Annotated in this window: 23 protein-coding genes, 3 tRNA genes and 2 pseudogenes; 25 read left to right on the forward strand and 3 right to left on the reverse strand. The window is 60.3% G+C overall.

Translation table 11 applies throughout. The features are described from left to right. Window positions 1-2: 2 nt before the first annotated feature. From lapB to AC6H0W_RS09815, 23 genes and pseudogenes are all read left to right on the forward strand, one after another. Complete coding sequence (gene lapB, locus AC6H0W_RS09705; protein WP_497576958.1) at window positions 3-1,178, forward strand: lipopolysaccharide assembly protein LapB; 1,176 nt, start codon at window positions 3-5, stop codon at window positions 1,176-1,178. An 84-nt stretch (window positions 1,179-1,262) separates the two neighbouring features. Continuing rightward, window positions 1,263-2,153 (forward strand): cysteine synthase CysM, encoded by an 891-nt coding sequence (gene cysM, locus AC6H0W_RS09710; protein WP_497576959.1) that lies wholly within the window; start codon window positions 1,263-1,265, stop codon window positions 2,151-2,153. A gap of 52 nt (window positions 2,154-2,205) precedes the next feature. Beyond that, on the forward strand, window positions 2,206-4,137 hold the full coding sequence (locus tag AC6H0W_RS09715; protein WP_497576960.1) for a hypothetical protein: 1,932 nt from the start codon (window positions 2,206-2,208) through the stop codon (window positions 4,135-4,137). Between the two features lie 19 nt (window positions 4,138-4,156). After that, window positions 4,157-4,345 carry a hypothetical protein gene (locus AC6H0W_RS09720; protein ID WP_497576961.1) on the forward strand — a complete coding sequence of 63 codons (189 nt, stop codon included), beginning with the start codon at window positions 4,157-4,159 and terminating at the stop codon, window positions 4,343-4,345. After that, the gene (locus AC6H0W_RS09725; protein WP_497576962.1) at window positions 4,342-4,764 is read left to right on the forward strand and encodes a YdbL family probable chaperone protein; all 423 of its coding nucleotides are present in this window, start codon (window positions 4,342-4,344) and stop codon (window positions 4,762-4,764) included. Before AC6H0W_RS09720 ends, AC6H0W_RS09725 begins: the two co-directional genes overlap by 4 nt. Beyond that, window positions 4,761-5,558: a 3'-5' exonuclease gene (locus tag AC6H0W_RS09730; RefSeq protein WP_497576963.1), complete on the forward strand. Its 798-nt coding sequence runs from the start codon at window positions 4,761-4,763 to the stop codon at window positions 5,556-5,558. The genes AC6H0W_RS09725 and AC6H0W_RS09730 overlap by 4 nt, the downstream gene beginning before the upstream one ends. Window positions 5,559-5,596: 38 nt before the next feature. Then, a tRNA-Val gene (locus AC6H0W_RS09735) sits at window positions 5,597-5,673 on the forward strand. Window positions 5,674-5,832: 159 nt separating this feature from the next. After that, window positions 5,833-7,749: a threonine--tRNA ligase gene (thrS, locus tag AC6H0W_RS09740; RefSeq protein ID WP_497576964.1), complete on the forward strand. Its 1,917-nt coding sequence runs from the start codon at window positions 5,833-5,835 to the stop codon at window positions 7,747-7,749. A gap of 25 nt (window positions 7,750-7,774) precedes the next feature. Next, the gene (gene infC, locus AC6H0W_RS09745) at window positions 7,775-8,296 is read left to right on the forward strand and encodes a translation initiation factor IF-3 (protein WP_497577343.1); all 522 of its coding nucleotides are present in this window, start codon (window positions 7,775-7,777) and stop codon (window positions 8,294-8,296) included. A 141-nt stretch (window positions 8,297-8,437) separates the two neighbouring features. Then, window positions 8,438-8,635 carry a 50S ribosomal protein L35 gene (rpmI, locus tag AC6H0W_RS09750; RefSeq protein ID WP_497576965.1) on the forward strand — a complete coding sequence of 66 codons (198 nt, stop codon included), beginning with the start codon at window positions 8,438-8,440 and terminating at the stop codon, window positions 8,633-8,635. 12 nt (window positions 8,636-8,647) lie between these two features. After that, the gene (rplT, locus tag AC6H0W_RS09755) at window positions 8,648-9,007 is read left to right on the forward strand and encodes a 50S ribosomal protein L20 (protein WP_497576966.1); all 360 of its coding nucleotides are present in this window, start codon (window positions 8,648-8,650) and stop codon (window positions 9,005-9,007) included. 69 nt (window positions 9,008-9,076) lie between these two features. Next, on the forward strand, window positions 9,077-10,108 hold the full coding sequence (gene pheS / locus AC6H0W_RS09760) for a phenylalanine--tRNA ligase subunit alpha (protein ID WP_497576967.1): 1,032 nt from the start codon (window positions 9,077-9,079) through the stop codon (window positions 10,106-10,108). Between the two features lie 21 nt (window positions 10,109-10,129). Further along, on the forward strand, window positions 10,130-12,508 hold the full coding sequence (gene pheT, locus AC6H0W_RS09765; protein WP_497576968.1) for a phenylalanine--tRNA ligase subunit beta: 2,379 nt from the start codon (window positions 10,130-10,132) through the stop codon (window positions 12,506-12,508). Window positions 12,509-12,513: 5 nt separating this feature from the next. After that, window positions 12,514-12,825, forward strand: a complete 312-nt coding sequence (locus AC6H0W_RS09770) for an integration host factor subunit alpha (RefSeq protein WP_497576969.1) — start codon at window positions 12,514-12,516, stop codon at window positions 12,823-12,825. Further along, window positions 12,806-13,186 (forward strand): MerR family transcriptional regulator, encoded by a 381-nt coding sequence (locus tag AC6H0W_RS09775; RefSeq protein ID WP_497576970.1) that lies wholly within the window; start codon window positions 12,806-12,808, stop codon window positions 13,184-13,186. The genes AC6H0W_RS09770 and AC6H0W_RS09775 overlap by 20 nt, the downstream gene beginning before the upstream one ends. Window positions 13,187-13,236: 50 nt before the next feature. Next, window positions 13,237-13,313: transfer RNA gene (locus tag AC6H0W_RS09780), tRNA-Pro, on the forward strand. 173 nt (window positions 13,314-13,486) lie between these two features. After that, window positions 13,487-14,113, forward strand: coding sequence for a formyltransferase family protein (locus AC6H0W_RS09785; protein ID WP_497576971.1), 627 nt, complete (start codon window positions 13,487-13,489; stop codon window positions 14,111-14,113). Further along, the gene (locus AC6H0W_RS09790) at window positions 14,106-15,728 is read left to right on the forward strand and encodes a transporter substrate-binding domain-containing protein (protein ID WP_497576972.1); all 1,623 of its coding nucleotides are present in this window, start codon (window positions 14,106-14,108) and stop codon (window positions 15,726-15,728) included. The genes AC6H0W_RS09785 and AC6H0W_RS09790 overlap by 8 nt, the downstream gene beginning before the upstream one ends. After that, window positions 15,725-16,351, forward strand: a complete 627-nt coding sequence (locus AC6H0W_RS09795) for an ABC transporter permease subunit (protein ID WP_497576973.1) — start codon at window positions 15,725-15,727, stop codon at window positions 16,349-16,351. Before AC6H0W_RS09790 ends, AC6H0W_RS09795 begins: the two co-directional genes overlap by 4 nt. 60 nt (window positions 16,352-16,411) lie before the next feature. Beyond that, window positions 16,412-17,794 carry a TAXI family TRAP transporter solute-binding subunit gene (locus tag AC6H0W_RS09800; RefSeq protein ID WP_497576974.1) on the forward strand — a complete coding sequence of 461 codons (1,383 nt, stop codon included), beginning with the start codon at window positions 16,412-16,414 and terminating at the stop codon, window positions 17,792-17,794. A gap of 305 nt (window positions 17,795-18,099) precedes the next feature. After that, window positions 18,100-18,873, forward strand: a pseudogene (locus AC6H0W_RS09805) (PAS domain-containing protein); the annotation flags it as partial. A gap of 204 nt (window positions 18,874-19,077) precedes the next feature. Next, window positions 19,078-19,401 (forward strand): annotated as a pseudogene (locus AC6H0W_RS09810) (methyl-accepting chemotaxis protein); the annotation flags it as partial. A gap of 76 nt (window positions 19,402-19,477) precedes the next feature. Then, window positions 19,478-19,681 (forward strand): hypothetical protein, encoded by a 204-nt coding sequence (locus AC6H0W_RS09815; RefSeq protein ID WP_497576975.1) that lies wholly within the window; start codon window positions 19,478-19,480, stop codon window positions 19,679-19,681. A 53-nt stretch (window positions 19,682-19,734) separates the two neighbouring features. Here the strand turns inward: AC6H0W_RS09815 and AC6H0W_RS09820 are convergent, their stop codons facing one another. Further along, entirely contained in the window at window positions 19,735-20,394 is a 660-nt protein-coding gene (locus AC6H0W_RS09820; RefSeq protein ID WP_497576976.1) for a DUF2238 domain-containing protein, read from the reverse strand. Between the two features lie 143 nt (window positions 20,395-20,537). Here AC6H0W_RS09820 and AC6H0W_RS09825 point away from each other — a divergent pair, with 143 nt between their 5' ends. Further along, window positions 20,538-21,191 (forward strand): TetR/AcrR family transcriptional regulator, encoded by a 654-nt coding sequence (locus tag AC6H0W_RS09825; RefSeq protein ID WP_497576977.1) that lies wholly within the window; start codon window positions 20,538-20,540, stop codon window positions 21,189-21,191. Between the two features lie 63 nt (window positions 21,192-21,254). On the opposite strand, the gene AC6H0W_RS09830 is transcribed toward AC6H0W_RS09825, so the two are convergent. After that, a tRNA-Thr gene (locus AC6H0W_RS09830) sits at window positions 21,255-21,330 on the reverse strand. A gap of 23 nt (window positions 21,331-21,353) precedes the next feature. Beyond that, window positions 21,354-22,886, reverse strand: coding sequence for a fumarate hydratase (locus AC6H0W_RS09835; RefSeq protein WP_497576978.1), 1,533 nt, complete (start codon window positions 22,884-22,886; stop codon window positions 21,354-21,356). A gap of 209 nt (window positions 22,887-23,095) precedes the next feature. Between AC6H0W_RS09835 and acs the strand changes: the two genes are divergently transcribed. Continuing rightward, complete coding sequence (gene acs, locus AC6H0W_RS09840; RefSeq protein ID WP_497576979.1) at window positions 23,096-25,066, forward strand: acetate--CoA ligase; 1,971 nt, start codon at window positions 23,096-23,098, stop codon at window positions 25,064-25,066. The last annotated feature ends 248 nt before the right edge of the window (window positions 25,067-25,314 follow it).

Consider the following 25,314-nt stretch of genomic DNA (forward strand, 5'->3'; position numbering starts at 1 on the left):
AGATGGAAATCGAGTTCTGGTGGCTGCTCGCGCTGCCACTTTTCTTCGCGATCGGCTGGTTGGCCGCGCGTATCGACATCCGGCAGGTGGTTCGCGAGTCGCGGGCGCTGCCACGTGCTTACCTCAATGGCTTGAACTTCCTCGTCAACGAGGATCAAGACAAGGCCATTGCCGCGCTCACCGAGGCGGTGCGTATCGAGCCCGGGGCGCTGCAACTGCATTTCGCTCTGGGGGCGTTGTATCGTCGTCGTGGCGAGACTGAACAGGCTATCCGGGTGCATCAGGGCCTGGTCGAGCGTGACGACATTTCCGAAGAGCGGCGCCTCGATGCCATGGCAGCCTTGGCCGAAGATTACCTGCGCGCCGGTCTGCTTGATCGTGCAGAGGGTATTTATCTGCGCTTGCGGGGTACACGCCATAACGAGACGGCGACGCACAACTTGCTGGACATTTATCAGCAGGAGAAAGAGTGGCTAAAGGCGGTGGACATCGCTCGTAGCCTGAGCGGCCATGAAGGCGTGCAATGGCGCAAGGAGATTGCCAACTTCTACTGTGAGCTTGCCGACGATGCGCTGGCCGGCTCACAGCATGACGAAGCGCGTGGTTATCTCGAAGAGGCTCTGGCGATGAATCGCAGCTGCGTTCGCGCCAGCATTCTGCTCGGCGATCTGCTGTTGGTCGAGGGGCGGGTCGAGGAGGCCATAGAGGCGTGGCGTCGCATCGAAAAGCAGGATCCGGTTTACCTGTCGCTGGTTGCCGAGCGCGTGATGGGGGCGCACGTTCGCCTCGACCGTCACGAGCAAGGGCACACATTGTTGCGTGCGTGGTTGGAGCGCGACCCCACGCTGGACCTGATGGATCAGGTCTACAAGTGGGAATTGGAGCGTCACGGCGCCAAGGCGGCTTATGACCTCGTGCGTGAGCAGTTGCGTCTCAACCCGACGGTGCTTGGCTTGGAGAAGCTGCTTGAAGCGGCACAGCAGCAGGTTGCGGATGAACAGCGCGAAGATCTCGAGTTCGTGCGCCAGTTGATTCATGGTCACACCCGCCGCGTGGCGCGTTACCGCTGTGGTGGTTGCGGTTTCAAATCGCGTCTGTTCCAGTGGCGTTGCCCGGCATGTGGTGGCTGGGAAACCTATCCGCCGCGCCGTACCGAGGAATTCGACCTCGCGCCCTGAAGTCATGAAGATATTGCCCGCGCCCACTTCCGGACGCGTTTCGGCGCGCATATCCTGCGCTGCATTGATCACAGCAAGGCTGACATGAACTACAAAACGCTCGAAGACTACGTTGGCCAGACGCCGCTGGTGCGCCTCAAGCGCCTGACGGCCGGACGCAACAACGTCATTCTCGCCAAGCTCGAAGGCAACAATCCGGCCGGGTCGGTGAAGGATCGCCCGGCCTTGTCGATGATCGTGCGCGCGGAGAAGCGTGGCGACATCAAGCCCGGTGACACCCTGATCGAAGCCACCAGCGGTAACACCGGCATCGCGTTGGCCATGGCGGCCGCCATGCGTGGCTACAAGATGATTCTGGTGATGCCCGAGAACCAGAGCGTGGAGCGCCGCCAGTCGATGCGTGCCTTCGGCGCCGAGCTCGTGCTGACCGCCAAGGAAGGTGGCATGGAAATGGCGCGTGATGTGGCAGAACGCATGCGCGATGAAGGTCGCGGCATCATCCTCGACCAGTTTGCCAATCCGGATAACCCGTTGGCGCACTACGAAGGTACGGGCCCGGAAATCTGGGAGCAGACCGGCGGCAAGATCACTCACTTCATCAGCAGCATGGGCACCACCGGCACCATCATGGGTGTCTCGCGTTTTCTGAAGGAGAAAAATCCGGCGGTGCAGATCATCGGTTGCCAGCCGGACGACGGTGCGCAGATCCCGGGTATCCGCAAATGGCCGGAAGCCTATCTTCCGCGCATCTATGACAAGAGCGGCGTTGATCGCCTCGAGTACGTGGGGCAGGCCGAGGCCGAGGAATTGACGCGTCGCCTTGCCAGCGAAGAGGGTGTCTTCGCCGGCATTTCGTCGGGTGGCGCTTTGGCCGTCGCCTTGCGTGTGGCGGCTCAAGTCGAAAATGCCGTCATCGTCTCGATCGTTTGCGACCGCGGCGATCGCTATCTGTCCACGGGTGTTTTCCCGGGCTGAGCAAATGCGCGGCTGCTGGCGCTGGGTGGCGCTTGCAGTGCTGATCGGGTGCGTGCCCGCATCCGTTCTGGCGGCTGCGCTACGCTTTGAAGTGGGCGCTCTTGAGCATCCCTCGTTGAAGCTGCAAGGCCTGTCAATGGTCGTGGCCGATGATGGTGCCAGCGCCGACATTGCTCTCGATCACCTTGCGGTAGCCGGCAACGAATGGCGTGATGTGCGCCTGCACTGCCCGGACTTTCGCGTGGCCTTGCCGAATGTGCACTGCGCCGGTGCCCGCCTCGAAGTCGCCGGGTTGAGGGAACGGATCGATCTCGAATTCGAATTCGACTTCGACGTGCTGTCGCGCGGCGGCGATCTGCGTGTGCATACGGCCTCCGGCGAAGCCTTGCGTGTTCAGCACAGCGACGGCGCGCTCTCCGCGCAACTCGTCGGCTTGCCGCTCTCCCTGCTTGCGCAGTGGTTGCCGGCGCTTGCCGCCTATTCTCCGCAAGGTGTCTTCGACGGGCAGTTGGATATCGCTCCGGATGGCTCGCAGCGGCTGAACGGTGTGGTGGCCGGCGGGGCATTCGGCAGTGCAGATGGTTTGCAGGCGGCCGAGGGCTTGAAGATCAAGGTCGATGTGCACAGCCGCATGCGCGGCGATGCCCGGGATTTTTCCGGTCGCCTTGAATGGGACGAAGGCGAGGCTTACTTCCATCCTTTCTATCTCACTGCCAGGGCGGGGCTCTCTTTCGCCGGGCAGTTGCGCGACGCCGCGCTGGAGTTCAGCCGCTTCGCGCTGGACGTTGATGGCGCAGAAGCGGTGGAAGCGCGTGCCACCATCTCATTGCCGGATGGCACGCCGCGGCGCTTCGCGATAGCCCTTGCTTCGGCCGACCTGGGCGTCCTCGGCCCGCGCTTCATTGCGCCACTGATCGCTCCATCTCGCGCGGCGTCACTGGGCTTCGATGGCCGCCTCAGTGCCGGCATCGTGTTCGATCATGGAGCGCTTCAGTCTGTGGACGCGGTGCTGGACGGGGTCCATTTCTCCGACAGCGGTACTTCGGTCGAGGTGGGCCCGGTTTCGGGTTTGCTTCCCTGGCATGTGGCCGAGCGCACGCAGGCCAGCCTGAAGGTCGAAGGCGGGCGATGGCAAGCCTTGCAGCTCGGTGCGTTTGAAGTCGAGGCCGGTCTATCTGGGGAGTCGCTGGATATCCAACGGCTTGAAGTACCCGTGCTCGATGGCCGTCTGGTGTTGAGTGATCTCGCGTTGAACCGCTCCCCAGCCGGCTGGACGGGGAGCGGTGGGGCGGTGGTTGAGCCGGTGTCGATGCCGCTGCTCAGCAAAGCCGTGGGTCTGCCGGAAATGGCCGGCGTGTTGTCGGCCTCGTTACCGGGCTTGCGCGTCTCCCCGGGAGAGATGGCCCTGGATGGCGCCTTGGTCATCTCGGTCTTCGATGGCTATTTGCGTCTCACTGATCTCAAGGCCATCGAGCCCTTCTCCGTGTCATCACGGCTGTACTCCAACCTCACCGCGCGCAACCTCGATTTGGCGCAACTCACGCGCACGTTTTCGTTCGGCGGCATGACGGGGTTCATCGACATCGACGTGGCGGATCTCGAGTTGGTCGGGTGGCGGCCGGTACGCTTCGACGCCTGCGTGGCGAGCAGTCCGGGGCGGTACGCCAAGCGCATCAGCCAGCGCGCGGTAGAAAACATCGGAGCCTTGGCCGGGCCCGGTGCCGGGCTGGCCTTACAGCGCAGTTTTTTGCGTTTTCTGGACGATTTCGGCTACCGCGAGATCGGGTTCACCTGTCGTCTGGAGGGTGGCGTATGCGTGATGGGCGGCATCGGCTCGGAGACCACGGGCAGCTTCGATATCGTGCGCGGGGGCGGCATCCCGGCGCTGAATATCATCGGCTACAATCGGCGCGTGGATTGGGACGAGCTGATCGGGCGCATTCAGCGCGTGATCGAATCCAATGCGGCGCCCGTCATACGTTGAAATCAACCGGGGAACATACGTGCGAGCACTCAAGCGCTTGTGGCTGCCATCCGTCCTTGTGCTGACGGTTACCGGCTGCGTCACCATCAACATCTATTTTCCGGCGGCAGCGGCCGAGAACGCAGCCGACCGAATCATCGACGAAGTCTGGCAACTGCAGAGCGGCCCCGCCGCAACGCCGGCTCCCGCCAATGGAGGTGCTCAATGAGTTTCCGCGTATTGCTTCAGGCGCTGTGCGCCTTGATGTTCGTTTCCTTCATGTCGGTGGCCACGGCACAGGGCAATCTCGAGATCAACACTCCCGCGATCAGTGCATTGCAGAAAGCCATGCAGCAGCGCCACAACGAGCTTGCGCCGCTCTACGATGCGGGCGCGGTCGGGCTGGCACGCGATGGCAACGTGGCCCTGCGCGACGCTTCCAGCGTGCCTCTAGCCCAGCGTTCGCGGGTGAATACCCTGATCGCTTTGGAGAACGCCGATCGCGCCTCGCTGTACCGTGAAATAGCGCGTGCCAACGGTCACCCCGAATGGGAGGCCGACATTCGTGCCACCTTCGCGCAACGCTGGATCGACCGCGCCCAACGTGGCTGGTGGGTCGAGGGTGCTCAAGGCTGGACGCGCAAGTGACGCCGGTACTCGTTTTCGACATCGAGACCATCCCCGATGTGGCTGGCATTCGCGATCTGCATGATCTGCCTGCCGACCTCGAGGACGCCGAGGTTGCGGAGTTCGCGTTCCAGCAGCGCCGCGTTGCCACCGGGTCGGATTTTCTCCCCCACCACCTGCAGCGCGTGGCGGCGATTTCCTGCGTGCTGCGCGATGCGCAGAGCTTCCGCGTGTTCTCCCTGGCCGAGCCCGAGTGCGGCGAGGGGCAGATCATCCAGCGCTTCTTTGACGGCATCGAGCGCTTCACGCCGCAGATCGTCTCGTGGAACGGTGGTGGCTTCGATCTGCCGGTGCTGCATTACCGCGGGCTGATTCATGGCGTCTCATCCCCGCGATACTGGGATCAAGGGGAGGGCGATTATCATGACTCCCGCGAATTCAAGTGGAACAACTACATCAGCCGCTACCACGCACGGCACACCGATCTGATGGATTTGCTGGCCATGTACCAGCCGCGGGCGTCAGTGCGTCTGGATGAAATGGCCAAGCTGATGGGTTTCCCCGGCAAACTCGGCATGGAGGGCTCGGCGGTGTGGCAGGCGTGGCTAGAGGGGCGGCACGACGAGATTCGTGATTATTGCGAAACCGACGTCGTGAACACCTATCTGGTTTTCCTGGGCTTTCAGCGCATGCGCGGGGAGCGGGATGCGGCAGCGCATGCCGCGGAGCTTGAATTCGTGCGCGAGTCGCTCGAAAAGATCGATGCGCCGCACTGGAAAGCCTTTCTGGAAGCGTGGCCGAGCAAAAAACTTTGACAAGAACGAATGGGCCGCTATAATTCGCGGCTCTTAGCAGGCGCGTAGCTCAGTTGGTTAGAGCACCACCTTGACATGGTGGGGGTCGTTGGTTCGAATCCAATCGCGCCTACCAACACCCTGGAACCATGTCGATGTCCCGAACTACTACTACCGCAGTCGTGAATGTCTAGTTCGGGCTCAGCAGTGTTCCAATGAAAAAAGTGCGGCTCGACCGCACTTTTTTTTTGCCCGTGATCTTTGCATCCCAGCCAGTCCGCACGAGGCCATAGAAATGCCCAATATCACTCTCCCAGACGGTTCCGTACGAAGTTTTGATCAGCCGGTGACGGTTGGCGAAGTGGCAGCCTCGATCGGCGCTGGTCTGGCCAAGGCCGCGCTGGCCGGCAAGATCGAAGGGCGTGAAGTCGATCTGTCGCACCGCATCGAGTCCGACGCGAGCCTCGCGATCATCACCGAGAAGAGCGAAGAGGGTCTTGAGGTCATCCGCCATTCGACGGCTCACTTGCTGGCGCATGCGGTCAAGCAGTTGTTCCCGGATGCCCAAGTCACCATCGGTCCGGTGATCGACAACGGCTTCTATTACGATTTCTCGTACAAGCGCCCCTTTACGCCGGAAGATCTGGAAAAGATCGAAAAGCGCATGGCGGAGCTCGCCAAGGCCTCGATTCCCGTCTCGCGCGAAGTCTGGGAGCGTGACAAGGCGGTCGAATTCTTCAAAGGTGAGGGCGAGCTGTACAAGGCCGAGATCATTGCTTCGATCCCGGCCGATCAGGATGTCTCGCTGTATCGCCAAGGCGATTTCATCGATCTGTGTCGCGGCCCGCACGTGCCGAGCACCGGCAAGCTGAAAGTCTTCAAGCTGACCAAAGTGGCGGGAGCCTACTGGCGCGGCGACTCGAAAAACGAGATGCTGCAGCGTATTTACGGCACGGCTTGGGCCAGCAAGGAAGATTTGGCCAATTATCTGCACATGCTGGAAGAGGCTGAAAAGCGCGACCACCGCAAGCTCGGTCGTCAGCTTGATCTTTTCCACATTCAGGAAGAGGCGCCGGGCATGGTGTTCTGGCACCCCAAAGGCTGGACCTTGTGGCAGCAGGTCGAGCAGTACATGCGCCGTACGATCAGCGCCGAAGGGTATCAAGAGGTGCGCACCCCGCAGGTGGTGGATCGCTCGCTGTGGGAGAAGTCCGGCCACTGGGGCATGTATTCCGATCTGATGTTCACGACGCAGTCGGAAAAGCGCGATTACGCGATAAAGCCGATGAACTGCCCGTGCCACATCGAGATATTCAACCAGGGGCTGAAGAGCTACCGTGATCTGCCGCTGCGCATGGCCGAGTTCGGCTCGTGCCACCGCAATGAGCCGTCTGGTTCCCTGCACGGCATCATGCGCGTGCGCAACTTCGTGCAGGACGATGCGCACATTTTCTGTACCGACGAGCAGGTGCAGAGCGAGGCGGCTGAATTCATTCGCCTGTTGCAGAAGGTCTATGTCGATTTCGGCTTCACTGACGTGCAGGTGAAGTTGTCTACCCGCCCGGAAAAACGTGTCGGGACCGACGAGCAGTGGGATCAAGCAGAGGCGGCGTTGGCCGCAGCGCTGGATGCGCAGGAGCTTGCCTATGACCTGCAGCCGGGCGAAGGCGCGTTTTATGGCCCGAAGATCGAGTTCTCGTTGAAAGACAGCATCGGTCGCGTGTGGCAGTGCGGCACCTTGCAGCTCGACTTCAACTTGCCGGTTCGTCTGGGCGCGGAGTACGTGACCGAGGACAACAGCAAGAAGCATCCGGTGATGCTGCACCGCGCGATCCTCGGCTCGCTCGAGCGCTTCATCGGTATTCTTATCGAGAACCACGCGGGCGCATTGCCGCTTTGGCTTTCACCTTTGCATGCAGTGGTGCTCAATATTTCGGATGGTCAGGCGGAATACGTCAAGGAAGTCGTGAAACGCCTGAGCGCCGCGGGTTTCCGGGTCGAAGGCGATTTGCGTAACGAGAAGATAAACTATAAAATTCGCGAGCACAGCGCACTCAAGCTGCCTTATCAGATCGTCGTAGGCGAGAAAGAAAAAGCAGAAGGGCTTGTTTCGGTGCGTGCGCGAGGTGGCCTCGATCTTGGTCAGATGTCCCTAGATTCGTTGATCGAACGCTGGCAACGCGAAGTTCAAGCGAAAGCCGGTAAGGCCTGATATTGCTATTTTGGAGATTTGAACCATCGCTCAAGACAAGAAGCAGCGCGTAAACGAAGAAATCAACGCGCAACAAATCCGGCTGGTATCGGATGACGGTGAACAGCTCGGTATCGTTTCCCTTGAGGCGGCCCTGAAAGTGGCCGACGAAGTGGGTCTTGACCTGGTCGAGATCGCCCCCATGGCGGATCCCCCGGTGTGCAAGGTCATGGACTTCGGAAAGTTCAAGTACCAAGAGCAGAAGAAGGCACACGAAGCCCGTCTGAAGCAGAAGCAGGTGCAGGTCAAGGAAGTCAAGATTCGTCCGGGTACTGACGAAAACGACTACCAGATCAAACTGCGCAACCTGAAGCGTTTTCTTGACGAAGGCGACAAGTGCAAGGTCACGCTGCGTTTTCGCGGCCGTGAAATGGCCCACCAGGAAATCGGCATGCGTCAGTTGGAGCGCATTCGCGCCGATCTGGATGAGTTGGGTCTGGTCGAGCAGATGCCCAAGATGGAAGGGCGTCAGATGATCATGGTGATCGCGCCGCGCAAGCCGCGCTGATCACGAAGAATTCCACCTCCCTGTCAAAAACAGGGAAGGGAATACCGGTTGCGAAAGCAGCTGGAAAACAAGTGGTGTCGGGTCTCAAATATGCCGTAGTACGGCGTTACCCGACGGCATCCAAAAACAGGAGTTGTTGTAATGCCGAAGATGAAAACCAAGAGCGGGGCCGCCAAACGGTTCAAGGTCCGCTCGAGTGGCGGGATCAAGCGGTCGCAAGCGTTCAAGCGCCACATCCTTACCAAGAAAACCACGAAGAGCAAGCGTCAGCTGCGCGGCATGACTGAAGTTCATGATTCCGATGCAAAGCTGGTTCGCGCCATGCTTCCGTACGCTTGATAGGAGACCGCCATGCCCCGAGTTAAACGTGGTGTAACCGCCCGCGCCCGTCACAAGAAAGTCCTCGCTCTCGCAAAAGGCTATCGCGGCCGCCGCAAGAACGTATATCGCATCGCCAAACAGGCGGTGATGAAAGCCGGTCAATATGCTTATCGTGACCGTCGTCAGCGCAAGCGTCAGTTCCGTGTTCTCTGGATCGCCCGTATCAACGCCGCTGCGCGTGAGCTGGGTCTGACCTACAGCACTTTCATGCACGGCCTGAAGAAAGCCGAAGTGGAAGTGGACCGTAAGGTTCTGGCCGACCTGGCCGTGTTCGACAAGGCTGCTTTTGCAGCACTCGCCGACCAAGCCCGGGCCAAACTCGCCGCCTGATCCAGCGCGGCGCAAAAAAAGGAGGCCTGGCCTCCTTTTTTTTTCTGTACGGACGACATCTTCACGCACATGGACAATCTGGACTCACTCGTCGAAACGGCCGTAGCGGAGTTCGCAGCCGTCACCGACCCCAATCAGCTTGAGCAGGCCAAGGCCCGTTATCTGGGCAAGACCGGCTCGTTGACCGAACGCCTCAAGTCGCTCGGCAAACTGCCGGCGGATGAGCGCCGTGTTGCCGGTGCTGAAATCAACCGTGCCAAGCAAGCCGTCGAAGCGGCGCTGGAGGCTCGACGCGATGCCTTGCGCACTGCGCGTCTCGAAGCTCAGCTCGCCGCCGAAGCTCTGGATGTCACGTTGCCGGCACGCGGTACCTCTCTGGGGGGGCTGCACCCTGTGACGCGTACTCAGGAACGCGTCGAGAACCTGTTCCGCTCGATTGGTTTCGTGGTGGCGGACGGTCCGGAAATCGAGACCGACTGGCACAACTTCACGTCGCTCAATACGCCGGACAACCACCCCGCACGTTCGATGCACGACACCTTCTATCTGGAAGGGCGGGGCGACGTGCTGCTGCGCACGCACACCAGCCCGGTGCAGATTCGCGCGATGCTTACACATGTAGAGCGTCACGCTGGTGAGGCTGGCATGCCCGACTTGCGCGTGATTGCGCCCGGTCGTGTCTATCGCGTCGATTCCGATGCCACCCATTCGCCGATGTTCCATCAGGTCGAGGGGTTGTGGGTGGGCGAAAACGTGAGCTTTGCCGACCTCAAGGGCGTGATCGCGGACTTCCTGCGCAGCTTCTTCGAGACCGATGAGCTGCAGGTACGTTTCCGTCCGTCGTTCTTCCCCTTTACCGAGCCCAGTGCCGAGATCGATGTGGCCTTCATGAGCGGCGCGCTCGAAGGCCGTTGGCTCGAGATCGCCGGTTGCGGAATGGTTCATCCGAACGTGTTGGCCAGCGGTGGCATCGACGCCGAGCGCTACACCGGCTTTGCCTTCGGCATGGGGCTGGATCGCCTGACCATGCTGCGTTACGGCGTGAACGACCTGCGCCTGTTCTTCGAGAACGATCTGCGCTTTCTGGGGCAGTTCCGGTAATTCAATTTCGTCGAGAGCGACATGCAATTTTCCGAACAATGGCTGCGCGAGTTCGTTGATCCGCCGCTCGACACCGAGGCACTGGGCCATCTGCTGACGATGGCCGGCCTGGAGGTCGAAGAGTGTGATCCGGTCGCGCCCGAATTCAGCGGTGTGGTGGTGGCCACCATCGTCGCTGCAGAGAAGCACCCCGATGCCGACAAGCTCAAGGTCTGCAAGGTGGACGACGGCAGCGGGCAATTGCTGCAGATCGTATGCGGCGCCCCAAATGCCGCGGTTGGCCTGAAGGCTCCGCTGGCACGCGTTGGCGCAAAACTTCCGGGTTTCGAGATCAAGGCGGCCAAGCTGCGCGGTGTCGAATCATTCGGCATGCTGTGCTCGGGCCGTGAGCTGGGTATTCCGGATGCCAGTGATGGCCTGCTGGTGCTCGACGAGGCATTCACGCCCGGCACCGACGTGCGCGATGCCTTGAGCCTCGACGACCGCATGTTCACCATCAAGCTCACGCCCAACCGTGCCGACTGCTTGAGCCTCAGTGGCGTTGCGCGTGAAGTGGCTGCGCTGACCGGGGCTCCGCTGCGTCTGCCGGAGGCCGCAGCGGTGGCTGCGAGCATTTCAGACGTGCGCGAGGTCGTGCTGGACGCGCCGGAAGCCTGCCCGCGTTATTTCGGTCGCGTGGTCAAAGGCGTTGATGCACGCGTCCGTACACCGGACTGGATGCGCCGTCATCTCGAGCGTTGCGGCATCCGTTCGATCAGCGTTTTGGTAGACATCACCAACTTCGTGATGCTCGAACTTGGCCAGCCTTTGCACGCCTTTGACAATGCCAAGTTACAAGGCGCCATTCACGTGCGCATGCCGCAGGCTGGCGAATCGCTTTTGCTGCTCAATGAGCAGACAGTCGAGCTCGCCAGCGACACGCTGGTGATCGCCGATGAACGTCGCGCTTTGGCATTGGCGGGCATCATGGGCGGGGAAGAGAGCGGCATTACGCTCGAAACCACCGATTTGTTCCTCGAAAGCGCTTTCTTCACGCCGGATGCAATCGTCGGGCGGTCGCGGGCATACGGGTTTTCGTCTGACGCTTCGCACCGTTTCGAGCGTGGCGTCGACTTCGAATTGCCGGCTCGCGCCATTGAGCGGGCCACGCGTCTGATTCTTGATCTGTGTGGCGGAGAGGCCGGGCCGGTGACCGAGGCCGTGTCGGCGCAACATTTGCCGCAACGCACACCGGTGAAGATGCGTCTTGAGCGCGCGCGTCGCCTACTCGGTATCGACCTCGACGACGCCACCATGATCGCTCTGCTCGAGCGTGCCCACCTGCAAGTGAGCGCCGAAGGCAGCAGCGTTGCAGTGGTGCCGCCGAGCTTCCGTTTCGATATCGAGATCGAGGCCGATCTGATTGAAGAAATCGTGCGCTTGAACGGCTACGAGAACATCCCCGCCAAGGTGCCTCAAGGCCCGTTGTCGATGCTCGTTCAACCTGAATCGCAGCGCACCGCCTGGGCACTGCGTCGCCTCCTGGCAGCGCGGGACTTCCAGGAAGTGATCAACTATGCCTTCATCGAAGAAGCGTGGGAGCGCGATTTCTGCGGCAATACGGCGCCGGTCAAGCTGGCCAACCCGATTGCCAGCCAGATGAACGTGATGCGCACGAGCCTGATTCCCGGCTTGGTCGCAACGCTGTCGACCAACCTGAACCGTCAGATGCAGCGGGTGCGCGTGTTCGAACTCGGGCGCTGCTTTTTGCCGGATGTTGCAGGAGAGCCGGTGGCGGGGTACGACCAGCCGATGCGCATCGCTGCGCTGGCCGCAGGGCAGGCGCAGCCGGAGCAGTGGGGTGTGGCATCGCGCCGGGTCGATTTCTTCGACCTGAAGAGCGATGTCGAGGCACTTCTGGCGCCGCGTCGTGCGGAGTTCGTGCCGGCGGCTCATCCTGCCTTGCACCCTGGCCGTTCGGCCGAGATCCGTGTCCAGGGCGAACGGGTTGGCGTGATCGGTGAATTGCATCCCTTGTGGGTGGAGCGTTACGACCTGGGTGCGGCACCCATCGTTTTCGAACTCGATCTCGCGGCAGCGCTCGGTGCCGACATTCCCCTCTATGCCGAGCTTTCGCGTTTCCCGACGGTGTCGCGTGACATTGCCTTGATCGCCGATCAAGGCGTGCCCGTGGGCGATCTGCTGTCGGCCATGAAGCGTGCTGCTCCGACCATTGTGCGCAGCGTCGAACTCTTCGACGTGTACCAGGGCAAGGGTGTGGAAGAAGGGAAAAGGAGTCTTGCATTCAGGGTGTTGATGCAAGATACTCAACGAACACTTGAAGATCAGGAAGTCGAGTCAGCCATCTCTGCCATCGTGCGCGAGGCAGACACTTCCTTCGGCGCACGACTGCGCGGGTAAGGAAAATGAGCGCGACACTCACCAAGGCCGAACTGGCCGAATTGCTGTTCGAACGTGTAGGTCTCAACAAGCGTGAGGCCAAGGACATGGTCGAGAGCTTCTTCGAAGAAATCCGTCTGGCGCTGGAGCGCGGCGAGCCCGTGAAGCTCTCCGGCTTCGGCAACTTCCAGTTGCGTGACAAGCCGCAGCGCCCGGGCCGTAACCCCAAGACCGGTGAAGAGATTCCCATCTCTGCCCGCCGCGTCGTGACTTTCCATGCCAGTCAGAAACTCAAGGCTGCTGTGGAGCTCTTGAGCAATGCAGAACAGCCCACCTGAAATCGATCAGGAGCCGCTTCCGCCGATTCCGGCGAAGCGCTATTTCACGATCGGCGAGGTCAGTGACCTGTGCCGAGTGAAGGCGCACGTGCTGCGCTATTGGGAGCAGGAGTTCACGCAGCTCAAGCCGGTGAAGCGGCGCGGCAACCGCCGCTATTACCAGCATCACGAGGTGCTGTTGATTCGGCGAATTCGCGATCTGCTTTATCGGGAGGGCTTCACCATCTCCGGTGCGCGAAATCGTCTGGGCGAGAGTGCAATTCACGAGCAGGAAGAGGCTTCCGAAGCCGATCAGCTGCGCGCATGCGTGCGTGAAGTGCGTGACGAGATCGAAGATCTGCTGAAGTTTCTTCGCAACTGATAATTGGGCTGGAAAAGCTTTCAGCCGCTGCTATAATGCGCAGCTTGTGTCGGGGCGTAGCGCAGCCTGGTAGCGCACTTGCATGGGGTGCAAGGGGTCGCGAGTTCGAATCCCGCCGCCCCGACCAAAATCAATCGCAGTGATGAAAAGCCGATCCGCAGGGTCGGCTTTTTGTTTTTGGCGAAAACCTCACACGGTCAAGCCGCATTCGCTTCGCATGCCGCGCGTAACACGCTAAAGTCAATCTTTGTCGCATTTTGAAACGTGTGGCCAAGCCGGTACGTTCATCGGAGACAGTGCGTGTTGCGGGTGGCGGTTTTCGGAAGTTTCTATCGTGGCTACCACGTTCTGCACGAACTGCTCTATGGAGCGTTGTCGCAGCAGCTTGTGGTGGTCGGCGTCGCGACGGACGACCCTGCTCAGCCATATGTGAGCGCCGCTCGGCGCGTCTGGCAGTATCCGCATTCGGTCTCGGAGCGCTCGATGGTGGCGCGGCTGGCGCGCGAGCACGAACTGGAGCCGTGGACCGGGCGTGTGAAGTCGGCCGAGTTCTACGATGTATTCGAAAATGCGTGGCGACCGGATGTAGTCGTCATGGCTACGTTCGGTCAGAAGATCGACGCGCGGCTGTATCAGTATCCTCGCCACGGTTTTTTCAACCTGCACCCGTGCAAGGACGACGGCTGGCCGTCGCGTTACGTGGGCGGCAACCCCTTCCAGCAACTGCTCGACGAAGGCTCTGAATACTGCGTGATTGCGCTGCATGCGGTCGATGATGGCTTCGATACCGGCGAACTCGTTGCGCTGTCCGAGCGCATTGCGATCCCGCCCGGCGTGGGCGTGGTCGATCTGCACAAGATGACGGCGCCGGTGGCAGCCGCCTTGGCCGTGCGCGAGCTTGAACGCCGGATGCCGCTGCGTGACTGAGGTGCGAGCTCTTCATCGTGCTCTTCAGGCATTGCTCTTGGTGGTTTGCGTGCTGTGGGGGCAAGCCTTTGCGGAGTTCTCCCCCAGCCCCACCTTGGAGCGAATTCGCGCGCAGGGCGTCATCTCGATCGGCGTGAAAACTGATTTCCCGCCGTTCGGCATGCTCGACAGCTACGGGCTGCCGATGGGCTTCGAAGTCGATCTGGCGCGGCAACTGGCTACTGAGTTGGGTGTCGAAGCGCGTCTGGTGGGGGTCACCACCGAAAATCGTTTTCAGCGCCTCGAGCAGGGCGCGGTGGATGTAATCATCGCCACGGCGGCCGATACCAGCGAGCGGCGTCAGGTCGCGACTGTCATCGAGCCGAATTACTACGGCGGTGGCGTCGGTGTTTTCCTGCGGCCTGGCGTGTTCTTCGAGGATTGGCAGTCCATGCGTGGCTTCCAGTTGTGCGCCTTGCAGGGCAGTTACTTCAACAAGCCGATCACCCAGCGCTATCTGGTCAAACTGCAGATGTACCGCAGCGTGCGCGATGCATTGTTGGCCCTGCGCGATGGTCGCTGCGCGGGCTTTCTGTATACCGATGTGGCCATCCAGCAGTACCTCAAAGACCCCGATCTGACCGGATACACGGCACCGTTGCCGTCGGCGTTGATCATTCCGTGGGCGCTGAGCGTTTCACGCAGTGAGGCCGGCACCGAACTGGAGCGTGTCGTGGGGGATGCGGTAGCACGCTGGCATCGCGACGGCGTGCTGATCGAGCGTGAGGCTGCATGGGATATCCAGCCCAGTCGCTTTCTGGTCGAGGCAAGCGCGCTGTGGCGCACCCAGACACCCGATGGGCGTTACGTGTGCGAACGGGATGAGGGTGGCCAGTGGCCCGCGGTCTGCCGCAACGCAGCGTTTGTCACATCGGCCGATGTCGATGGCTTGCAGGGCCTGGGCTTGTGGGTGCGCGAGACCTTCGGCCTGGATTTCTCCTTCGTGTATGACCCGTTCGATCGCGAACGTTACTTGATCGGCATCTTGTGGACGCTGCTGCTGTGTGCCGCAACCATTGTGGGGAGCCTGGCCTTCGCGTTCTTCGGTGCTGTGGTCGTGGCGGCTCGCATTCCGGTGTTAAGCAGCGTCATCAAGGCCTTCGGCAATTTCGGCCGCATGACGCCGATGCTGTTGCAGATGTACCTCATTTTCTTCTGGCTGGGCAGTTGGGTCTGGAGCACATTTGCCTTCAGCCTGCCGCCATTCTTGATTGCGATCGTGTGTCTGGCGCTGTATCACGGCTCGATCATCGCGTTCGCCTTCATCGACGCGGCTGAACACATTCACGACAATCATCCCGATTTCCGCTTCACCCCGGCGTTCTTTCCCGAACTGCTGGCGGAAGCCTCGGTGGGGGTGCGAAACACCTTGACCAATCTGGTGAAGGCGACCTCGATTGCCTCCGCAATCGCGGTGCCGGAATTGTTGTCGGCGACCATCGCCATCATCGCCGACCGGGGCAACGTCTTTCTGATGATGAATGCGCTGCTGGTGGCCTTTTACCTGATGACGGCCTTCTGGATTTACGTGTTCGATCGTTTCGAGTTGCGTTTGCGACAGCGGAGGCTCGCGTGATCGCCGACAGCTTCGAAGTCTTGTGGACATGGACGCCGTTCTTGCTCACCGGTCTGTACTGGAACGTCATCATCGCGCTGTTGGCGACCTTGCTGGGCACAGCGGTGGGCGCCGCGCTGGCGATGCTGCAGTTCTCGAACTCCCGCGTGGTGACGCGTTGCGTGGCATTCGTGATCTCGTTCTTTCGCAACGTGCCAAGCCTGGTGCTGCTGTTCTACGCGGCCACATTGATTCCGAATCAGATCGAGTTGGGTAGCACGCTGATCAGTGTGCCGGACTGGCTCAAGGCGTCGATTGCGCTGGCTGGCTCTCCCATCGGATTCACGGCGCTCAATCTGCATACATCGGTCGTGCATTGGCAGGCGGGGCGAAAGCGCTCGGCGATGCTGTTCATTCCGAACTGGCTGGGCGGCTTCCTCATTACCTTGCTTGCGTCGAGCACGGCTTCGCTGGTCGGCGTGAATGAATTGGTGGGTAAATGCAACACCGTGATTGCCGCCACCGGCACGACCTACATGTTCGCGATATACGTTTACGCGCTCTGCATGTTTTTTGTGCTGTGCTACCCGATCAGTCTGGCGCTCGGGCGCCTCAAGTTGAACATGACCCGGCGCTATTCTTGAAGCCGTTGATGGAGTGAAATCAAGTTGATCAGGCGAAGCCCGAAGGTCGGGAAGTACTTCATGCTCAGCGTGCGCGACGAATTGATCGCGCTGCTGATGTTCTGTCGTTACCAGTGGTATGTGCTGCTTGCCGTGTTGCTGGCAGTCCTGATTGCGGCCTACCTGATTTCGCCGATGCCGCCTTCACACATCCGCATTGCCTCGGGGCAGTCGAATTCGACTCTGGAAGTGATTGCCTACAAGTACGGCGAATACTTCGAGCGCCATGGCGTACGGGTGGAGTACCTCTCCACACGCGGCGCTTCCGATAACCTCCAGGCACTGCGCGACGGCAAGGTGGACGTGGCGTTTTCGCAGGGCGGCTTGCCGGTGGCTCGTGACGAAGCGTTGGTTTCACTGGGTAGTGTGGGTTACCAGCCTTTGTGGTTCTTCTACACCGGGCCGGAGTTCGAAGGCGATGATTTCGTCGAGTTTCTGGCAGACAAACGCATTTCGATTGGCTTGCCGGGTAGCGGAACACGCCCCGTCGCGGATGCCTTGCTCGATGTGGTGCCCGACATGCAACGCGGCCGTATCGGCTTGGTTGAGCTTCCGGCCGCGGAAAGTGCGCTTCGCCTGCTGCGCGGTGACATCGACGGCATGTTCCTGCTCGCGGGCATGGAGTCCGGAAACGCCCAGGCCTTGCTGCGTCACCCCGACATCAACCTGTTGAACTTCCCTGTGGCAGACGCGCTGGCGCGCTACATCGACTACATGGAAGTCGTGCGCTTGCCGCGCGGCGGCTTGAGCCTGTCGCCGCCTCGGCCGGTGCTGGACGTCAACATGGTCGCCACGACAACCACTCTGCTGGCGAGGGAGACGCTGCACCCCGCGTTGCAGTATCTGTTCATGCGTGCCACTGCCGAATTTTCACTCAATGACCGAGCGTACTTCGAGCGCCCGGGTGGTTTCCCGGCATTTACCGAGCACAGCGTGCCGCGCAGCGAAGTCGCCGAGCGCTACCTTCAGCAAGGTCCTCCCTTGCTCGAAAACTATGCCCCCTATTGGGTGGCGAGCTTTTTCGACCGCGCCTGGTTTGCGATCCTTGCACTGATTGCAGTGTTGTACCCATTGCTGCGCATGATTCCGGGCTATCGCAAGACGGCTTTCGATATTGCCGCGAGCTACAAGTACGCCGAAATCTTCAAGCTGACGGCGGCGGTCGAGCATTTCAGCTCCCCGGATGAGCTGCCGGCCTATCGAGCGGACTACGAGCGCATGGAGCGGGAGGTTCGAGAGCTGTGGATTCCGAAAGGTTGCCATCAAGCTTTCTATTTCCTGCTTGGGGCGCTGGAAATCCTTGAGGACAAATTGCGCATGGCCGAAGGAGGGGGGCGCCCTGAGCCCTCAAAGCCGACGGTGGCCTTTCGGAAGAGTGGCGGCGGTCGGCACAGCAATGTGTGATCCAACCTCAGCCGATCGTTACGGAGGACGCCGGGGTGCCTTCCTGGTGCAATAGGCCCTTTCCGGTTGAATTCCATGATGTGCTCCAGGCCTTTTCCACAAAGCCATCGAATCGTGATTGGGGCCGGTGTGGCGTTCAAAGGCAGGAGGCTTCTAATCCATCGCATCACGAGTGTGACTTAGTGGGCATTGTGCATAATCAGTAATTAAACTTTTAATTATATTCTGTCTCCTAACGCCGAATTGCTGACCGTAGCAGGCTGCCAAGCTTGTCAGGGTCGGCACGAAATCAGCCGAAGGAAAACATGTTCAGTCGCAGACTCAAGCACGTCGTTCAGGATCAACTCAATCAATTGAGTGAGCAAAAAGCCATCATCGATGCGATAGATCGCTCGACGGCGCGTATCGAATTTTCACCCGACGGAACGGTGCTCTTTGCTAACGACATCTTCCTTGCCGCGATGCAATACCGTCGCGAGCAAGTAATTGGGCAGCATCACCGAATGTTTTGTAGCGAGGCTATCTCGAAATCACCGGAGTACGCAGAACAGTGGAATAGGCTGAGGCGCGGCGAGGTGGTGTCCGGTCGCTTCCTGCGGCAAAACGGCCAAGGTAACCCCATCTGGCTCGAAGCGACCTATAACCCGGTGCTTGGCGCCGAAGGTGGGGTGCTGAAAGTCGTAAAATTGGCTACCGATATCACCAACCAGGTATTGGCTGGCAATGAGCGGCGCAGCATATTGCAAGCGATTGATCGTTCAATGGCTGCGATCGAATTCGATCTGGAAGGTCGCATTCTTGCCGCCAACGACAATTTTCTTGCTGTGACCGGGTATTCGCGCGACCAGGTCATCGGACGGCATCACAGCATGTTCTGCGAGTCAGAGTACGCCTCTTCCGCGGAGTATCGCCAGTTCTGGCAGGGGCTTGGTTCCGGTGAGTATGTTTCGGGGCAGTTCCGCAGGGTCGCACGGGGAGGTCGGGTCGTTTGGCTCGAGGCAAGTTATAACCCGGTGCTTGATTCGGCCGGGCGCCCCTACAAGTGCATCAAGTTTGCCACCGATATCACGGCTCGGATCGAAGCCGTGGAGCAAGAGGTGCGCAATGCTGCGACGGCCGTCGAGATCGCGCGCGGCAATGCGCGTCTGTCAGAGCGTGGTGCTGAAATCATCGTGCGCGCGACCGGTCAGATGAGCGCCATCGCCGGCAGTGCGGATCTGGCGAGTGAAACCATTGAACAGCTCGGCGCAGAAACAGCCCAGATTACCTCCATCGTAAAGACCATCCGCGAGATTGCCGACCAGACCAACCTGCTTGCTCTCAACGCTGCCATTGAGGCGGCGCGGGCGGGGGAGCAGGGGCGAGGGTTTGCCGTGGTTGCAGACGAAGTTCGTAAGCTTGCCGAAAGGACGTCTCAGGCAACCACTGAGATCACCGGGATGATCGCCGCCGTTCAGGCTGGCACGGCGTCGGCCATCGGCAGCATGAACCAGATGCGCCAGACAGCGACGGCCAGCGTCGGCCTGTCCAACGAGGCGGGTGTGGCCATTCAGGAAATCCGCAATGGTGCGGCCGAAGTGGTGACTGTAGTCGAGCGGTTTTCTGAGCTTCTGCAAAGCGCGTAGCTGATTTGAAGCGGGGCACGTGCTAACGTGTGCGCCCCTTACACAGTTGCCTCCAGCCATGACGTACGAAGAGCATTTGGACGAAGTAACCACCTTGATCACCGAGAAGTACGACGTCACGGACGATGATGCAATCTCGATGGTGATGCGGGCTCAGGCCGATGATTTCTTTAGCGGTCACGATGACGACCCGTCCATCTGCACACTCGACCGTGCCCATCAGGATGCGAGAGCGGTGTTTGACAAGTACGGCAAGGCTTGATGGTTTGAGCCTTTTCGCCGTGGCTTGCTCATCCCTCTGACGGAAGAGTCGAGCTAGCCAGTCTCTCCATGCGGGAGCTTCAGCTGTTGTAACTGCAGATTGTGCCAGCGGCCCAGCAACAGTTGGGCTGTCAGCGCACCGAGCAGGGCAATGAACATGTCCCACTGCGCATCCCAGACATCTCCTTGGGTGCCCAGAAATTCCACCGAGCCGTCTCCCCAAAACACTGCCGTAAGCCATTCGAGCACTTCGTAGGCTGCACTGATTCCCAGGCAACTGAGAGTGACGATGGCGAACAGCCATTTGCCCGGACGCAGCGGCGAGGTGCGCAGCAGCAGTTCCCGTGCCACGATCGCCGGAGTTGCGCCTTGAAAGAAATGTCCGATCCGGTCGTAAGGGTTGCGCTCCAGTCCGAACCACTCTTGTAGCTCGAAACCTAGCGGAACGCGCGCGTAGGTGTAGTGGCCTCCGAGAATGAGGATCAGTGCAAACAGCGTGATCATGGAGTAGGCGAGAGTGCTTAGTTCGAACCGCCGTGCGGTAACGAGCAACAGCGGTATCACGATAACGACAGGCAAGACCTCTGCCCACCAGGTGCCACGCTCGTAAGGGGAGATTGCTGACCATGCCAAGGCTGAGAGCACGACCAGCAGCATTAGGAGGCGGATTCGAGGACGCTTCGTCATGCGGAAAGAGTGCCATTGCTGTGACATCAGCCGATTCCAGTTCCCAAAATTACACGTTGAGTGTGAAAAAAGTCACAATGTTGCGCGTTGCATCTTGAAGCGATTCCGGTTCGCATCGTCGCGAGGCTTGGCCGAGAATCGGTTTGGAAAGGTCCACCAGAGTGCTTGCAATGACAAACGACACGCCCACGCGCATCAAACGCCGCCGAACGATCCAAGGTGCCCAGACACGAGAAGCCATTCTCGATGGCGCAGCCCAAGTGCTCTCGACCTTGGGGCTTGCCGGATTTTCCATCCCGCAGGTGGCTTCCGCTGTCGGGATTGCGCCCGGCAACCTCACGTACTACTTCCCGACGAGGGAGGAACTCATCCGAGCAATGTCAGACCGCTTGCTTGAGAAGTATGCGCGCCGGTTCGATGAGTTGTGCATCGATCTTGCGTTGCGTGAAGACGTAGGTCTCAATGAGATGGTCGATTGGCTGCTGGATGATGCGGTCTCCGAAAATACGGTCCACATGTTTCCCGAACTCTGGGCTATGGCCAACCACAGTGATTTCGTGGCGCGGAGCTTGGAGGATATTTACGAAGGTGCCGTGAATGCCTTGGTGCGAGCCCTTGGGGTGGACCCGGCGGATGTGGATGCCGAAGATTTGAAAGCTTGCGCCTATCTTCTGGAGTGTGTCTCTGAAGGCACTACAGCCATCTTCGGTCGTAGTGGGGCGAAGGCCCCGCGTTACCTTGCAATGAAGAAGCAAGCCAAACGCGTGATGGTTGCCACGCTGCAAGAGGCGCTGCGCAAGCATGAGGTTGCAGCTGTGTCTTGAGGTGCAACTGCAAAGTGCCAAAAACAAAAACGCCAACCTGTCGGTTGGCGTTTTTGTTTTGCGTGGTGCCGCTTGTCGGATTCGAACTGACGACCTACCGCTTACAAGGCGGTTGCTCTACCAACTGAGCTAAAGCGGCGAGGGGCGGATTATAGCCTGAGCTCAGGCAAGCGCCACCGGAATGCCGGCAATCTTCGCAGCCCATTCTTTCGGGCCGGTTTCGTGCACGCTGGTGCCTTTGGCGTCTACGGCCACGGTGACGGGCATGTCGATCACATCGAACTCGTAGATCGCCTCCATTCCGAGGTCTTCGAAGCCGACGATCTTGGCGGTCTTGATGGCCTTCGATACCAGATAGGCAGCACCGCCCACAGCCATGAGGTAGGCGGACTGGCTGTCGCGGATGGCTTCGATGGCGGTGGGGCCGCGTTCGGCTTTGCCGACCATGGCGATCAGCCCGGTTTGTTCCAGCATCATGCGCGTGAACTTGTCCATGCGCGTGGCGGTGGTGGGGCCGGCCGGGCCTACGGCTTCGTCGCGCACGGGGTCAACCGGCCCGACGTAGTAGATGATTCGGTTGGTGAAGTCGACCGGCAGTTTTTCGCCCTTGGCCAGCATATCCTGGATGCGTTTGTGGGCGGCGTCGCGGCCGGTGAGCATCTTGCCGTTGAGCAGCAGCACCTGACCGGGCTTCCACGAAGCCACCTCCGCTTTGGTGAGGGTGTCGAGATTCACGCGCGTGGCCACTTTGGTATCGGCCTGCCACGTGACGGCGGGCCAGTCTTCCAGCCTTGGCGCTTGCAGTTTGGCCGGGCCAGATCCATCCAGTTCGAAGTGCACATGGCGGGTAGCCGCACAGTTGGGGATCATTGCAACCGGCAGGCTGGCGGCGTGGGTGGGGTAGTCCAGAACCTTGACGTCCAACACTGTGGTGAGGCCACCCAGACCTTGGGCGCCGATGCCGAGGGCGTTTACCTTGTCCATCAGTTCGAGGCGCAACTCTTCGGCGCGCGTGAGTTCGCCGCTGGCTGCGGCTTTTTCGCGCACCTCGTGGATGTTACAGGGCGCCATCAGCGACTCTTTGGCCAGCAGCATGGCCTTTTCTGGCGTGCCGCCAATGCCGATGCCGAGGATGCCCGGGGGGCACCAGCCGGCGCCCATGGTCGGCAATGTCTTGAGCACCCACTCGACGATGGAGTCGGACGGGTTGAGCATCACCAGCTTGGATTTGTTCTCGGAGCCGCCGCCTTTGGCGGCACAGGTGAGCTCCACGTGGTCACCCGGCACCATTTCGACATGCACTACGGCCGGCGTGTTGTCCTTCGAATTGCGGCGTTTGCCGGCCGGGTCGAGCAGCACGGAGGCGCGCAGCTTGTTGTCCGGGTGGTTGTAGGCGCGGCGCACGCCCTCGTCGATCATTTCCTGCAGGCTCAGGGTGGCGTCCCAGCGCACGTTCATGCCGATCTTGATGAACACCACCGCGATTCCCGTGTCCTGGCAGATGGGGCGGTGGCCCTCGGCGCACATGCGTGAGTTCGTGAGGATCTGCGCGATGGCATCTTTCGCCGCAGGGTTTTCCTCTCGCTCCCAGGCTTTGCCGAGTGCCGTGATGTAGTCGAGCGGGTGGTAGTAGCTGATGTACTGGAATGCGTCGGCGACCGACTGGATGAGGTCGTCCTGGCGGATCACGGTCATGGCCTTTCTCCGGGCTGGTATGGCAGTTCGGGATTCTACCAGCGGCTGGCTGCGGGGTATGATTGAGTACGGGTCCGGCGCAGGTAGGCAAAAGTAAGTCTTGTGTAAGATGCATGACTTCTAATTGTTCTCATGACGCACAGGCTGAAAGCCGCGCCGACAAAGGCTTGCGGTGTCAGCACAAGAAAAGAAAACGAGGAGACGAAAACATGTCGAGCGAACATCAAGCCCGGGTCTATCAGCCGTCCCCCGAAGCGGTGGGGCGCGCTACGGTATCGGGTATGGACGCTTACCGAGCGTTGTGCGAAGAAGCGGAGCGCGATTACACGGGCTTCTGGGCACGGCAAGCGCGCGAGCTGATCGACTGGAACAAGCCTTTCGATCAGGTGCTTGATGAAAGCAATGCGCCGTTCTTTAAGTGGTTTGCTGACGGCAAGCTGAACGTTTCGTATAACTGCCTGGATCGCAACGTCGAGCGGGGCGACGGTGACAAGCTTGCCATTCTGTTCGAGAGCGACGACGGCAAGGTTTCGCGTTTCACCTACGCCGAGTTGCTCAAGCGAGTGTGCCGCTTCGCCAATGCGCTGCGCGGCATGGGCGTGAAGAAGGGCGACCGGGTGGTCATCTACATGCCGATGTCGGTCGAAGGCATTGTCGCCATGCAGGCCTGCGCTCGCATCGGGGCCACTCATTCCGTGGTGTTCGGGGGCTTTTCCGCGCATGCGTTGCGTGATCGCATTCAGGATGCCGGCGCGGTCGCGCTGATCACGTCCGATGGCCAGTTCCGCGGCGGCAAGACACTGCCGTTGAAGTCGATTGCCGATGAAGCGCTCGATTCCGAAGCAGCGAAGTCGGTAAAGAACGTCATCGTGCTCAAGCGCACCGGCATGGACGTCAAGATGGTCGAAGGCCGTGACCGCTGGATGCACGATGTCGTGGAAGGCTTGGCGGACACTTGCGAACCCGAATGGGTAGAGGCAGAGCACCCGCTGTTCATCCTCTACACCTCGGGCTCCACCGGAAAGCCGAAAGGCGTGCAGCATTCCTCGGGCGGCTATCTGCTGCAGGCGACCATGTCGATGCGCTACACCTTCGATATCAAGCCCGAGGACATCTTCTGGTGCACGGCCGATATCGGTTGGGTGACGGGCCACACCTACGTTGCCTATGGCCCGCTTGCCTGCGGTGCGACGCAGATCGTGTTTGAAGGCGTGCCCACGTACCCGGATGCCGGGCGTTTCTGGCGCATGGTGCAGGACCACAAGGTCAGCATCTTCTACACGGCTCCGACTGCCATCCGCTCGCTGATCAAGGCGGCGGAGAACAACCCGGATGCACATCCGAAGAAATACGATCTATCGAGTTTGCGCATCCTCGGTACCGTGGGCGAGCCGATCAACCCGGCAGCCTGGGAGTGGTATTACGAGAATGTCGGCGGCAGCCGCTGCCCGATCGTTGATACCTTCTGGCAGACCGAAACCGGTGCGCACATGATCACCCCACTGCCGGGCGCGACGCCGATGGTACCGGGCTCCTGCACGCTACCATTCCCCGGCATTCAGGCTGCGGTGGTCGATGAGACCGGCACGGAGGTGCCCAACGGGCAAGGCGGCATCCTGGTGGTGAAAAAGCCGTGGCCGTCGATGATCCGCACCATTTGGGGTGACCCGGACCGCTTCCGGAAAACGTATTTCCCGGATGACTTCAAGGGCAAGCTGTATCTGGCCGGCGACGGTGCCATTCGCGACAAGGACACCGGCTACTTCACGATCACGGGCCGTATAGACGACGTGCTCAATGTCTCAGGCCATCGAATGGGGACGATGGAGATCGAATCTGCTTTGGTGGCGAATGATCATGTTGCCGAAGCGGCTGTGGTGAGCAAGCCAGATGACGTTACGGGCGAGGCCATCGTGGCCTTCGTGGTGCTCAAAGGGGCTCGCCCGACCGGTGATGAAGCGAAGGCCATGGTCAAGACCTTGCAGACTTGGGTCGGTAAGGAAATCGGGCCGATTGCGCGGCCCAAAGACATCCGGTTTGGCGACAACCTGCCCAAGACACGTTCGGGCAAGATCATGCGGCGATTGTTAAGACAGCTTGCGAAGGGCGAGGAAATCACGCAGGATACAAGCACGCTCGAGAATCCTGCGATCTTGGATCAACTCAAAGTAGTTGTCTGAGAGCGCACAAAGTTTGATGGAGGAGGCTGGGCACAAGGGCGCGAGATGATGGAGACGGCGTCTGAACGGCGAGGTTTCCGGTGCAACGGAGGGTCAGTGCGGCGTGTGTCGCAAAGGGCCGACGGGAGGGCAGCGGAAACCCTGAGCGGTTCTACGGCGGATTACCAGAACAGAGTCGCCCGCCCAGGTTGGGGGGAAAGCGCGCGAAAGCGCGCTTTTTTTTTGCGAAGTTTTCGCACTCGCTGGCC

It is taken from the genome of Pseudazoarcus sp. NS20 (assembly GCF_059703745.1).